A 14,007-nucleotide genomic window follows, 5' to 3' on the forward strand; every position below is an offset into this window, starting at 1 on the left:
TCATGAGGCAGACGAGCCGCTCATTGAAGACCTGCTATAAAACAAGGTTACTGTAACAGTTAGCTGTTAGATTCAACCCTTAAGTGGCGGGGATTCCTTTGGTTGTTGTCAAACTTTTTGTTCGATTTTTGTTGGTCGCTGCGATCGTGGCCTATTTTGTTGCCGCTGCTGGCCTACTGGCAACCCGATACTGGTTGTTGCCTCGTATTGATCAATGGCGCCCCCAGATCGAGCAGGCATTGAGCGAGGCGGTGGGTACCCCGGTGCGGTTTGACTCCATCACGGCGGACTGGCGCGGCCTTAACGCTAATCTGAAAATTACCAATCTGACCATTCTCGATGAGGGTGGTGTGGCTCAGTTGGCGGTGCCGACAACAGACGCCATCCTGTCCTGGCGTAGCCTGTTGACGTTTGAACCGGTGTTTCGTTATGTCGGGGTTGATGACGTGGTTTTGGTGGCTAGACGAACGCCTGAAGGCAGCACATATATTGCTGGATTCGGTATTGACTCGGATCATCAGTCTACGGTGAGCTTTTGGCAGTCTGAGACTGTGCGTTGGCTCCTAAAGCAGGGCCGATTAAATATCGAAGGATCGCGCTTGGTCTGGGTAGACCAACAGCGAAACGCGCCGCCTCTGGTTCTCGAAGATATCAGCGTTACGCTGGATAACGGTCTGCTGGGACACAAGCTCGCGTTAAAGCTAAGTTTGCCAAGCGAGTTGGGGGGCAGCCTGGATGTGGTGGCTGATGTTGACTCAATTCATGGGTCACTGTCACGCCTTTTGATGGATGAGCCAGATGGCTACATCTACGCCAGTCTGAGTGAGCTTTATCCACAGGCCTTACGCCCCTGGATTTATTTGCCCGAGCTCGAGGCGAGTATGGCAGCCAGACTTTGGTTGGATGTGCTTGATGGCAAATTTACCAACTTCACTGCCAGCCTGGCTGGTCGTGACACGACTTTCAAATCAGATCAGACGCAGCACGACCAGGTCAGACTAGGCCAGTTTCGCTGGCAGGCGAGCGGGCCACTGGCATTTTTGGCAGCTGATGTTCAGCTACCAGGTTTTATTGACACTCCCAAATCGCTTCAACGTCTGACCACCAGCCTCTCCCTGGAAAACGCCTGGTTTGATGCTCCAACATCTGGCATGCAGCCGTTGGTGGCTGATCAGTTAAGTGCGCAAGCCTCATTGAGTCGACCCGCGCCAGACGGATGGCGTGTGGATGTGCAAGACTTGGCTTTCGCCAATCCAGATGGTCTGATCACCGCGCGTGGCTCATGGGAGCTTGGCAGTCAAGGCAAGGGTGGTCGGCTCGATATCGAGGGCACTTTGGCGCGCTTTAAGCTGCCGAATCTGCATCACTACTTGCCAGACACCATTGGCCAAGAGGCTCACGAGTGGCTAGCCAATGCTTTTAAGGCTGGCACGGTGCCACAAGCGTCGTTTGCGATTGAAGGTTTGGTCGATGATTTCCCGTTTAGTGCCAGTCGAGGCCCCGGCACCTTCCGTATCGATGGCACCATTCAGGATTGGTCAGTGCAGTACGCCGAGCCCATCGAGGCAGATGGCTTGCCATGGCCGCCATTGACCGACATGAACGGGAAACTGAGCATGGTCAACGATCGTATCGCGGTAGACATTGCCACCGGAACCCTGAGCCTGCCCGAGAGTAAGCGCATCAATCTCAGTGCATTGTCTGCTGAAATCACTGACCTTGAAGGCGATGCGCAGTTGGTTGTCAAGGGACAAACCAACGCCGCGGCTAAGGACTATCTGGCGCTATTCAAAAGCACCGCGTTGCGAGATGTCGCGCCAGCGTTCGTGCGAGATTTCAAGGGGACGGGCAACTGGTCCATGCCGTTAACGCTGAGGGTGCCACTAAATGAAGTCGACAACACCACCTTCAGTGGCGAGCTCGCATTTAACGGTGGCACAGCGGCATACGCCAGCAGTCCGGAACTGGTTGATTTGGCCGGCGTTGCCCTGTTGTCCGAAACCGGGTTTGAGTCTCAGGGTCTATCAGCGACGTTGCTTGGAGGCAGGGTAGAGATTGCAGGTGGCATCAATGACAAGCTAGACACCATCAGTGGCAAGGGGGAGTTGGCCTGGGCTGACCTGGCTAAGTTGACCGGAAGTCAGATCGTTGCCGACTGGTTCAAGGGCAAGATGACCTACGACTTAAGTGCAACGGTCAAGGACGACCAGTTCGATTTGACGCTAGGCTCTGATTTGAGTGGTACACAAATCGTCCTGCCAGCTCCATTGGGTTTGTCGGCAGGTCAAACGGCTCAAACCCGGTTGCAATGGCGCGGGGATGTTTCAGGTGCATCGCCCGAGCAATGGAACCTATCTGTGGCAAACCGTCTAGCCATGGTGGGGACTTCAGTCTCTAGCAATCAGAGCGGAAACTCGCCGTTTTTCAGGAGTATCAATCTGGCCATTGGCACAGCCAAGCCTGAGGTCGGTAACGGCCTAACCGTGGCCGGGCAATTGGATGATATTAATTTGACGCAATGGCGTCCGGTGATTGATACCGTCACTAGTGAGCTGCAGAAACCTGAGAGTGATGGGCCGAGTTTGTTTCCCAATTTTGTATCGGCGCGCTTGCAAGCCAAGCAATTTGTGATGGACAGCAACCGTCTGGAGAACCTGACGGCTGATTTAAGTGTCGCCAATGGCCGCCAGTACACGGTCAAAGTCACCTCCTCGCAAACCAATGGTTCGGTCCAATGGGCGCTAGATCGCGGCAAGCTGCTAGATGGCTATCATGTTCGTCTTGACCGACTCGACATAGGCAACCATGACAGCGGTCAGCAAGCCAGCACCGCATCTAGGGGGCAAGAGGCATCGGCGCTGCCCAAGCCAGGGGCTTTGTCAAATCTGCCAGCGCTCGATATTGAAATTAAAGACCTGACCCTTTATGGTGCCCGCCTTGGTGAATTCAAGCTTGCTGGTCGCGACACGCCCAATCGGCAAGAGTGGCAAATCACCCGGCTAGAAATCATCAATCCACATGCCGAGCTCAACGCATCGGGAAGCTGTCGTTTCAATGCGAACCCAGGCACGCTGCTTGATGTGGAGCTAAACATTACCGACTTGGGTGAGTTGACCAAGTTTCTTGGCAAAGGTGAGCAAGTCCGCAGGGGCAGAGGCACATTAAAGGCCAACATCGAGTGGGCCGAGTTTCCCTGGCGGTTCGATTACGCCGGGTTGTCAGGCAAAGCCGATTTGAGTCTGGAAGAAGGCGTGTTTGACCATATCAATTCCAGTAGCGCCCGGGTGCTTGAGTTGCTTTCCATGCAGTCGCTTAATCGCATTCTCAATGCCAATATCAATCCGGATGAAACATTCCAGCAGGGTTTCCCTTGGAGCTCAATCAACGGCAATTTTGAAATCCGCAAAGGCGTGGTCGATACACAAAACCTGACGGTCAATAGCCCGGTAGCCACCATTACGCTGACGGGCAATTCAAGCCTTGTTAACGAGACCTGGGATCTGGGCGCCGTGGTTCGACCTAATCTGGATATGAGTGGCACGGCGCTTGCTACCGGGTTTTTAGTGAATCCGATTGTCGGTTTGAGTGCACTGGTTGGCCAGTACTTGCTGCGCAATCCGGTTGAAGCTGCCTTGTCGCAACGCTTCCACGTCGGTGGCACCTGGGAAGACCCGAAGATTACCCAGGGCAGCGCGGCCGGCACTCAGGCAGAACCGCGAACACCGGAGTTGCAGAACTAAGCCAACACCGGCTTTATTTTTTCATCATGTCGAAGAACTCATTGTTGTTCTTCGTTGAGCGCATCTTGTCGAGGATGAACTCCATGGCCTCGACATCATCCATGTCGTGAATGAACTTACGCAGCACCCAGATTTTGGGTAATAAATCGCCCTTGATGAGCAGTTCCTCGCGGCGAGTGCCTGACTTGTTCAGGTTAATCGCTGGATAAACCCGCTTTTCTGCCAGACGGCGTTCGAGGTGAACTTCGGAGTTGCCCGTGCCCTTGAATTCTTCGTAGATCACTTCGTCCATCCGGCTGCCGGTCTCAATCAACGCGGTGCCAATGATCGTCAAGGAACCACCTTCTTCCAAGTTTCGTGCCGCACCGAAGAAACGCTTTGGACGCTGCAGGGCGTTGGCATCCACACCGCCAGTCAACACCTTGCCCGAAGAGGGTACGACGGTGTTGTAAGCGCGCGCCAAGCGAGTAATGGAGTCGAGCAGGATCACCACATCTTTTTTGAGTTCGACTAGGCGCTTGGCTTTTTCAATGACCATTTCAGCCACTTGTACGTGGCGTGTCGCAGGCTCGTCAAAGGTTGATGCCACCACTTCGCCACGAACCGTGCGCTGCATTTCAGTCACTTCTTCGGGGCGCTCGTCAACGAGCATCACGATCATGACCGCCTCAGGATAGTTGGTCGTGATGGCGTGTGCGATGTGTTGCATCATGACCGTTTTGCCTGATTTTGGGCTAGCCACGATCAACCCACGCTGGCCTTTACCGATTGGTGCAAAGATGTCGAGAATCCGGCCGGTAAGGTTTTCTTCACTCTTGATATCGCGCTCTAGCTTTAACGGCTCATCCGGATGCAGCGGCGTCAAGTTCTCAAACATGATCCGATGCTTGATGGACTCAGGCGGCAGGCCATTGACCTTCTCGACCTTGACCAGGGCAAAGTAACGCTCACCGTCTTTCGGGGTGCGAACCTCGCCTTCGATCGAGTCACCCGTGTGCAGGTTAAATCGCCGAATCTGTGAGGGTGAGATGTAAATATCATCGGTGCTAGCGAGATAAGACGTCTCTGGCGAGCGCAGAAAGCCAAAGCCGTCTGGCAGCACTTCAAGCACACCGTCACCAAATATCTGCTCACCCTGTTTGGCGCGCCGCTTCATGATGGCAAACATGAGTTCCTGCTTGCGCAGGCGGCTGGCGTTTTCTATTTCGAGGCTTGCAGCCATTTCTAGCAGCTGCGAGACGTGCAGCGCCTTTAGTTCGTTCAGGTGCATGGAAGTGTGTCTATCGGATTGAAAGTGAAAGAAAAGGGGTGTTTTGAAACTCGGTGGCAGACCCAGGATTGGGTCTGCGCGGTGCAATAACGATTAAATTGACTGATTCAAGAACTCAGTAAGTTGACTCTTGGAGACAGCGCCGACTTTGGTCGCTTTGACTTCACCATTTTGAAACAGCATCAGGGTGGGAATCCCACGGATACCAAACTTGGCTGCAGTCTGCTGGTTCTCGTCGACATTTAGCTTTGCAATTGTGACTTTGTCCGCGAACTCGGCAGCGACTTCCTCAAGGATGGGGGCGATCATCTTGCAAGGACCGCACCAAGCTGCCCAGTAATCCACCAACACTGGCTTGTCCGATTGTAGAACGTCGGCCGCGAAGCTGTCATCGCTGACGTTTTTGATGTGTTCACTCATGGTTTTAATCTCAAATGAAATATTGGTCTTCAGGCTCAATCCACCTGGCAGCTCACCGATTAATGAGGCTATCGAGCCAACATTATGCGAGTAAACAATCACCAGCAGATTGTTATCCACCGTTAGCGTATCGCTTGGGTAACCCGCAGGTCAATGGCAATGCTGCCACCCCGGTAACGCTTACGAGTCTATCTTTAGCACGGTCGCCTGGAGATTCGAAGCTTGATTGCAATTTTGTTTGTTCCAGCGACCGGAACGTCCAACAATGCTTGCAAGAAACTCTTGCACTGAGCCGAGCATAACATTCTTTTTCGGCTACATGAAAACGATGGGGAAATTGAGTACGTTTTGAGCGATCTAGTGTTGCCCGCACGAAACAAACACTTTTTCCCTAAAATGCGGGTGCTTTTCCACAGATATTGGGGATAACTTGGCTTCAACTAGCTACGACGAATCATCGATTCGGGTTCTAAAAGGTCTTGAGCCTGTGCGCCAGCGCCCGGGCATGTATACGCGCACCGAGAACCCGCTACACATCATTCAGGAAGTGATAGACAACGCGGCTGACGAAGCGCTAGCGGGTCACTGCTCCATCATTGAGGTGACTTTGCACAACGATGGCAGCGTCACGGTGCAGGACGACGGACGCGGTATTCCGGTTGGTATGCACCCGCAGGAGAAGGCCCCTGTTGCCGAGCTCGTCTTTACCCGGCTACATGCCGGGGGCAAGTTCGACAAGCACGCTGCCGCCGGCGCCTACGCGTTTTCTGGGGGGTTGCATGGTGTGGGTGTGTCGGTCACCAATGCACTGGCCAAGCGGTTGGACCTGACGGTTTGGCGTGATGGCGCCGAGCATCAGATGACCTTTGAGCATGGCGCAGTCACCAAACCTCTGAAAGCGATCGGGGAAGTCCCCAAAAAACGCACGGGCACCCGGGTGACGGTCTGGCCTGACAGTAAATACTTTGATTCGGCCACCTTGCCAATCAATGAGTTGACCCATTTGTTGCGCAGCAAGGCAGTATTGCTCGCAGGCGTGACGGTCAAACTGACGATAGACAAAACAGCAGATACCCAAACCTGGCAGTACAAAGACGGCTTGCAGGGCTACCTTGCCGATGCGCTTGACGGTGTTGAGTTGCTCGTACCGTTGTTTGCCGGCGAACAATTTGCCCAAGAGGGCGATGAGATTTTTGCGACGGGCGAAGGTGCACAGTGGGTTGTGGCATGGGCTGAGGATGGCGCCATTGTTCGCGAGTCGTATGTGAACTTGATACCCACGCCGGCTGGCGGCACGCATGAGGCGGGTCTACGTGAAGGTTTGTTTGGGGCGGTCAAAGGATTTGCCGAATTGCACAGTCTGCTGCCCAAGGGCACCAAGCTTTTGCCTGAAGATGTGTTTTCCCGGGTCAGCTTTGTGTTGTCTGCCAAAGTACTTGATCCCCAGTTCCAGGGGCAAATCAAGGAGCGGCTCAACAGTCGTGACGCGGTTCGCTTGGTGGGTGGGTTTGTTAAAACAGCGCTCGAACTCTGGCTGAATTCGCACGTCGAATACGGTCGAAAGTTGGCCGAGCTTGCGATTCGTCAGGCTCAGGCGCGAACGCGTGCAGCGCAAAAAGTAGAAAAAAAGCGCAGCTCGGGTGTGGCTGTGCTGCCGGGCAAGTTGACCGATTGCGAATCGAGCGACGTCACTCGCACCGAGGTGTTTCTGGTTGAGGGCGACTCGGCGGGAGGCTCCGCCAAAATGGGACGAGACAAATCGTTCCAGGCCATCTTGCCGCTGCGTGGCAAGGTGCTAAACGCCTGGGAAGTCGACAAGGACCGGCTGTTTGCCAACAACGAGATTCACGACATTGCCGTGGCGATCGGGGTTGATCCGCACGGGCCCCATGACCAGGCCGACTTGTCACAGTTACGCTACGGCCGTATCTGCATTCTGTCTGATGCCGATGTCGATGGCTCGCACATACAGGTGTTGCTGTTGACGCTTTTTTTCAGGCACTTCCCCAAGCTCGTGGAGGCTGGGCACTTATATGTCGCCAGACCACCGCTCTTTAGAGTGGATGTACCAGCACAAGGCAAGCGTCCATTGCGCAAGTTTTATTGTCTGGATGAAGGCGAGTTAGAGGCCTTGTTAGACAAGTTGCGTAAAGAAGGGGTGCGCGAAGGTGTCTGGTCAATTGGGCGGTTCAAGGGGCTCGGTGAGATGAGTCCCGAACAGCTTTGGGAGACCACGCTTAACCCTGACACCAGGCGGCTTTTGAAAGTCCAGTACGGTGAGCTTGATCTTAGCCAGACCCGCGAGATGTTCAGCATGTTGATGGGCAAGGGCGAGTCGAGCCAGCGTCGCCAGTGGATTGAAGACAAGGGCAACCTCGCGCAGGTAGACATTTAAGCCGCAACAGCTCGCCACAAAATGGCAATTCGAAAAGGCAATATACAAAGGCAATACAAGATTTATGACTGATAGCCAACAAACAGATTTATTTGCCAACGATGAGGATGTGCTCACGCTTGGGCTGTACGCAGAGCAAGCCTATCTTGATTACGCGGTCTCTGTCGTTAAAGGGCGAGCGCTGCCAGACTTGGGTGATGGACAAAAACCTGTGCAGCGTCGCATCCTCTATGCCATGCAAGCCATGGGTCTGCAATCGGGTGCTCGTCCGGTTAAATCCGCGCGCGTCGTGGGTGATGTGCTGGGTAAGTTTCATCCGCACGGTGACCAGGCGGCTTATGACGCTCTGGTGAGAATGGCTCAGTCATTTACGTTGCGTTACCCACTTATCGACGGGCAAGGTAATTTTGGTTCGCGAGATGGCGATAATGCGGCTGCAATGCGCTACACCGAAGCGCGGCTGACCCCGATTTCCCGCATATTGCTCGACGAGCTTGATGAGGGCACAGTCGATTATGTGCCCAACTACGATGGCAGTCAGATGGAGCCAGCGCAGCTGCCAGCTCGTTTGCCAATGCTGCTGTTAAACGGTGCCTCGGGCATTGCGGTGGGTATGGCCACAGAAATGCCGCCCCACAACCTGAACGAGGTGGCGGCTGCCTGTGTGGCGCTGATCAATGACCCAAAGCTAGATGCCGCCGAGTTGCAGGCAATCTTGCCAGGACCAGATTTCCCTGGGGGCGGTCATATCATTACCGCCACCGAAGATATTGCTGCCATCTATGCCGGCGGTCGCGGATCGTTAAAGGTCAGGGCGCGCTGGCAGTTTGAAGAAATGGCGCGTGGGCAGTGGCAGTTGGTCGTGCATGAATTGCCACCGGGCACCTCCTGCCAGCGAGTGCTGGAAGAGATCGAAGACATCACCAACCCGAAGGTTAAAACCGGTAAAAAATCTTTAACCAGCGAACAACAGCAAGCCAAAGCGCAGATGCTTGGTTTGCTCGATGCTGTACGTGACGAGTCGGGCAAGGACGCGGCCGTGCGACTGGTGTTTGAACCTAAAACATCCAAAGTTGATCGCGATCTGTTTGTCACCACGTTGCTGGCGCAAACGAGTCTGGAGACCAACGCCTCAGTCAATTTGGTGTGTGTCGGCACGGACGGGCGACCAAAGCAAAAAGCATTGCGAGAGATGCTCATCGAGTGGATTGAGTTTCGTGCCGCCACTCTGTTGCGACGCAGCCAGCATCGCTTGGACAAGGTGCTCGATCGCATCCATGTGCTTGAGGGTCGCATGGTGGTCTACCTCAACGTCGATGAGGTGATACAGACGATTCGCGAGTCCGATGAGCCCAAGGCCGCATTGATGCAGCGCTTTAAGCTGACAGAACGGCAGGCCGAAGATATTCTCGAGATGCGTTTGCGTCAATTAGCAAGGCTCGAGGGCATCAAGATCGAACAGGAGCTCTCGGACAAGCGCGAAGAAGAGAAAAAGCTGCGGCATCTGATTGACAAACCCTCGGCGCTGCGTCGCTTGATGGTCAAGGAAATTGAGGCCGACGCCAAGCAATATGGCGATGCGCGTCGCACGCTGATTCAAGCGGCTGAGCGAGCGGTGCTTGAGGTCAAGGTGGCCGACGAGCCGGTGACTGTGATCGTGTCACAAAAGGGCTGGGTGAGGGCGCGTCAGGGTCATGGCCATGATGCCAGCCAATTCAGCTTCAAGGCGGGTGATGGTTATTACGGCAGTTATGAGTGTCGCAGCACCGATAATCTCTTTGTGCTTGGCTCCAATGGTCGGGTCTATTCAGTGCCGGTAGCTGGGTTGCCTTCAGCCCGTGGTGACGGCAGTCCGGTGACTGCCATGATTGATCTGGAGCCAGGTTCGCAGGTTGAGCATTTGATGGCTGCGGATGCGGATGCGCAGTGGTTATTCACCACGGCTGGCGGCTTGGGATTTAAAGCACCCGCCAAAGCCTTGGCCTCACGACAAAAGGCTGGTAAGCAATTTATTACCGTTGAGAGCGGCGACAAAGTGCTCAGACCTGTTCTGTTGTCCCCGGGTGATACTCATCTGGCCCTGCTGTCAGAGCGGCTCAAGCTGGCTGTGATCGATTTGGCTGAAGTCAAGCAACTCTCTGGCGGTGGCCGCGGCACGGTGCTGTTGGCGGTAGACACTCCCGATCGTCTTGCGCAGGTTGCCTCGCTCGGGGCTGATGGCTTGGCAATAACCGGAACCTTCCGTCACCAACTCCGCACGGATGTGCTGGCCGGTGATACGCTAGAGCCTTATCTGTCCAAGCGGGCTCGCAAAGGCAGGCTGCTTCAAACCAGACTGAAGAACCCGACGATTGGTCAAGCGCCAGGCTCTTGATGGATTTGTTGACTCACACCACCACTGCAACCAATAACCATTTGCTGATTCACTATGGCAACTTACACCATTACCGTTGAACCATCCCATCATCAGTTCACTGCCAGTGATGACCAGAATATTCTGGACGCTGCACTCGCGGCTGGCATTGTGTTGCCATACAGCTGTCGGGCAGGCGCATGCTCTAGCTGTAAAGGCAAAGTGCTGACCGGTAAGTTCGATGCAGGTTTAGCGCCAGCGCAGGTATTGCAGGCAGAAGAAATCGAGCAAGGCTATACCTTGTTGTGCCAAGCCCATGCCTTGTCGGACATGGTGATCGAGTCACGCGAGGTGCGATTGGCGACCGATATTCAGATTCGCAAATTGCCAGCGCGCGTGACGCGGATTCGCATGGCTGCGCCAGATGTAGCGATTCTGACCTTGCAACTACCCTCATCAGAAACTTTTCGGTTTTACGCTGGTCAATATGTCGAAGTTATTCTGAAGGACGGCAATCGCCGTAGCTACTCGATGGCCAACTCGCCCAATCAGGCTGCCGCACTTGAATTGCATGTGCGCCACATGCCCGGTGGTCTGTTTACTGACCATGTGTTTGGTGCTGGTGCCACGCAGATGAAAGAGCGCGAAATCATGCGCCTTGAAGGACCGTTTGGGTCATTTTTTCTGCGGGAAGACAGCAATAAACCCATTGTGTTTCTGGCCAGTGGCACAGGGTTTGCGCCGATCAAGGCAATCATTGAATACATGATTGAACAAGGAATTGATCGTCCTGCGGTGCTTTATTGGGGCGGTCGTAGACCACAAGATCTCTACATGGATGATTTGGCACGCAGCTGGGAGCAGCAGTTGCCACAGTTCAAATATATTCCGGTGGTCTCTGATGCTTTGCCCGAAGATGGCTGGGAAGGTCGCACAGGATTTGTACATAAGGCAGTGATCGCTGATTTGCCCGATCTGAGTGGCCATGAGGTCTATGCTTGTGGCGCACCGATCGTGGTTGAGTCGGCTCGGCGCGAGTTTGCGTCAGCGTGTGGCATGCCGGATGAAGCATTTTTTGCGGATGCCTTTACATCAGCGGCAGACAGCGCAAAATCTTGAGGCTACACTGCCACTACGATGATTCTGCAGTGAACTGTTGACTTCAATAGAGGTGGGGCATGAAGGTTGTTGTCCTTGGAAGTGGTGTGGTGGGCGCCTGCTCGGCCTGGTGGTTAAGGCAGCAAGGCCACGACGTGGTCGTGGTGGACCGTGAAGCTGGGCCAGCACAGGAAACGTCATTTGCCAATGGTGGCCAGATCTCGGTGTCTTATGCTGAGCCCTGGGCTAACCCGCAAGCGCCTTTGAAACTGCTCAAATGGATGGGCAAAGACGACGCTCCTTTGCTGTTTAGACCGCAGTTCGACTGGCGGCAGTGGGTGTGGGGCCTGGCTTTTTTGCGGGAATGCCTGCCATCGCGTTTGGCGCCCAATATTCGGGCCATGGTCAGGTTGGCGCAATACAGTCAGGAAACCCTGACCCAGATGCGTGAGGAGCTTGGACTCCAGTACCATCAGTTGCAACGTGGCATTTTGAATTTCTACCGCGACCAGGACGAGTTCGAAGGTTCACAAAAGGCGGCTGACGTCATGCGTGACTACGGCCTTGACCGAAAAATCGTCAGCGCCGATGAGGTCATTGCGATCGAACCCGCGCTGGCGCCACATCGTGCGAGTATCGTGGGCGGGGATTTCACCGAGACCGATGAGAGCGGTGACGTACATGCATTCACTGTTCAGGTCGCTGAACTTGCCAGCAAAGCTGGCGTCACGTTTGAGTTTTCTACCAGAATCACTCGAGTGATTTGTGAGCATGGCCGGGCGGCAGCAGTTGAAGTGATTCGCAGTGATGGCAGCTACGACCGCATTGATGGCGATGCATTTGTGGTGGCGCTCGGCAGCTTTACCCCACAGCTGATGCGGCCACTGGGCATACATTGTCTGATCTACCCGACCAAGGGTTACTCGGCCTCTTTTCCGATTATCAAGCCCGAGGCTGCTCCCGTGGTCAGTCTGACGGACAGCAAACACAAGGTGGTGTTCTCCCGTTTGGGTGATACCTTGCGCATGGCAGGTACTGCAGAGCTTTCGGGCTACTCGCGCACGCTCAATCCGGTGCGTTGTCAGGCGATGACTGATCTGGCGCGCGAGTTGTTCGATGGCGTGCTCGATTTTGACAATGTGAAGTACTGGTCTGGTTTGCGTCCATCGACCCCGTCAAACGTGCCCTTGATTGGTCGCACCCGGATTCCCAACCTTTATCTGAACACCGGACACGGCACGCTGGGCTGGACGATGGGCCCGGGTTCAGGCAAGGCCATCGCTGACATCATTAGCGGTCATACACCGCAGCCAGAGTTTCCATTCATGGGTATTTGAATTGTGTCGCTTCAGCCTGGCTTGCCAGGCATTTTTTTAAGGAACCGCTAGTGAAACCAATCGTTAGTCGCCTGGCCATTCTTGGCATGTCAACGTTACTGGCCACGCCAGCCTTTGCACAAAAGACGGAAATCGAAATTTGGCACACGCTCTCAGGCCCGAACCGATCCGAGTTTGAAAGCTTGATCAGTCGTTTTAACGGGTCACAATCGAATGTCGTGGTTGACCTGACCCATTACGACGATCAGGCTGAACTTGAAGAGGATGCCGCCCAAGCGATTGCCGGCAAGCGTGACAAACCAGATCTGGTGCAGTTGCGTGACAACCGATCACCCGAAGCAGTGGCACAGCATAAGGACATCTTGCCGCTGTACCAGTTGCTGGCCAAGTATCCGGTGCCAGATGCCTCTTGGTTCCTGGAAAAAACCACTGACTTTGTGCGCGACAGCAAAGGCCGGTTGTTGGCGTTTCCCTACATGGCTGAAGTCCCTGTGATGTTTTACAACATCGACCTGTATCGAGGCGCTGGTCTTGATGCCAATGCGCCGCCGCCCACATGGCCAGACTTCCAGGCGCATTTACTCAAGCTTCGCAATGACGGTGGCGTCTCGTGTCCTTATGTCACGAGCGATCAGGTCAAGGTGCACATCGAGAACCTCGCCCCCATCAATGACGAGTATTACCTCACGCCAGACAATGGGTTGAAGTCATCCAAGAACCTCGCGTTTAACTTCAACACTTTGTATATGCGACACCTATCGTTAATGGTCAGTTGGCGCAAGACAGATTTGCTCATGCAACACAGTGCGGCCGGTCAGGCCACCAGTGCGTTTACGCAAGGTCGTTGCGCTGTCTTGACAGCTGCCTCAGGTGCCTTGGGTGAGGTGCGTCAAAGCGGCGTTCGCTTCGGGGTTGCGCCGATTCCTTACTACGCACAAGAAACTAAAAAACCCGGTGCGCCGTTCATTGGCGGTAGTGCTTTATGGGCAGTCAAAGGCCATTCGGCTGAGCGACAAAAGGCCACCGCACAACTGTTGGCGTATCTGGCCACGCCTGTGGTAGCCGCGCAATGGCATCAGAGAACCGGTTACATGCCATTGACGGACGCAGCCTTCAGAGCTGCTGACGTGTCCTTCTACAACCGGATACCGGGTGCGCGCAAGGTCGTTGAGCAAATGACAAATGGCGACAGCAAAAAGTCTGCTGGATTTGACGTTCGCAATTACCCCAAGATTTTGGTGTTGCTCAATCAAGCCTTTGACCAGGCGTTGTCTGATCAGACGCCACCCATGAGCGCGCTGATGAACGCCAAGTCCGAGGCCGCCAAGCTTATGCGCTAAGCGTTTGTTCGCTGTCGGCATTGCAAACACGGCCAGCTTTTGCTGGCCGTGTTT

Annotated in this window: 8 protein-coding genes; 6 read left to right on the top strand and 2 right to left on the bottom strand. The window is 54.5% G+C overall.

The features are described 5' to 3' along the window. Nucleotides 1-98: 98 nt before the first annotated feature. Entirely contained in the window at nucleotides 99-3,740 is a 3,642-nt protein-coding gene (locus DHf2319_RS04875; protein WP_243479694.1) for a YhdP family phospholipid transporter, read from the top strand. Between the two features lie 13 nt (nucleotides 3,741-3,753). Here DHf2319_RS04875 and rho read toward each other — a convergent pair whose 3' ends face one another. Then, nucleotides 3,754-5,010: a transcription termination factor Rho gene (rho, locus tag DHf2319_RS04880; protein WP_243479695.1), complete on the bottom strand. Its 1,257-nt coding sequence runs from the start codon at nucleotides 5,008-5,010 to the stop codon at nucleotides 3,754-3,756. 93 nt (nucleotides 5,011-5,103) lie between these two features. Beyond that, complete coding sequence (trxA, locus tag DHf2319_RS04885) at nucleotides 5,104-5,430, bottom strand: thioredoxin TrxA (protein ID WP_243480012.1); 327 nt, start codon at nucleotides 5,428-5,430, stop codon at nucleotides 5,104-5,106. Between the two features lie 430 nt (nucleotides 5,431-5,860). Between trxA and parE the strand changes: the two genes are divergently transcribed. From parE to DHf2319_RS04910, 5 genes are all read left to right on the top strand, one after another. Then, complete coding sequence (gene parE / locus DHf2319_RS04890; protein ID WP_243479696.1) at nucleotides 5,861-7,825, top strand: DNA topoisomerase IV subunit B; 1,965 nt, start codon at nucleotides 5,861-5,863, stop codon at nucleotides 7,823-7,825. 64 nt (nucleotides 7,826-7,889) lie between these two features. Next, the gene (gene parC / locus DHf2319_RS04895) at nucleotides 7,890-10,199 is read left to right on the top strand and encodes a DNA topoisomerase IV subunit A (RefSeq protein WP_243479697.1); all 2,310 of its coding nucleotides are present in this window, start codon (nucleotides 7,890-7,892) and stop codon (nucleotides 10,197-10,199) included. A gap of 54 nt (nucleotides 10,200-10,253) precedes the next feature. Next, complete coding sequence (locus DHf2319_RS04900; RefSeq protein ID WP_243479698.1) at nucleotides 10,254-11,297, top strand: CDP-6-deoxy-delta-3,4-glucoseen reductase; 1,044 nt, start codon at nucleotides 10,254-10,256, stop codon at nucleotides 11,295-11,297. A gap of 59 nt (nucleotides 11,298-11,356) precedes the next feature. Then, on the top strand, nucleotides 11,357-12,613 hold the full coding sequence (locus tag DHf2319_RS04905) for a D-amino acid dehydrogenase (protein WP_243479699.1): 1,257 nt from the start codon (nucleotides 11,357-11,359) through the stop codon (nucleotides 12,611-12,613). Between the two features lie 86 nt (nucleotides 12,614-12,699). Beyond that, on the top strand, nucleotides 12,700-13,953 hold the full coding sequence (locus tag DHf2319_RS04910; protein ID WP_369810237.1) for an extracellular solute-binding protein: 1,254 nt from the start codon (nucleotides 12,700-12,702) through the stop codon (nucleotides 13,951-13,953). Nucleotides 13,954-14,007 lie beyond the last annotated feature (54 nt).

The organism is Orrella daihaiensis (genome assembly GCF_022811525.1).
Taxonomy (GTDB): Bacteria; Pseudomonadota; Gammaproteobacteria; order Burkholderiales; family Burkholderiaceae_B; genus Algicoccus; species Algicoccus daihaiensis.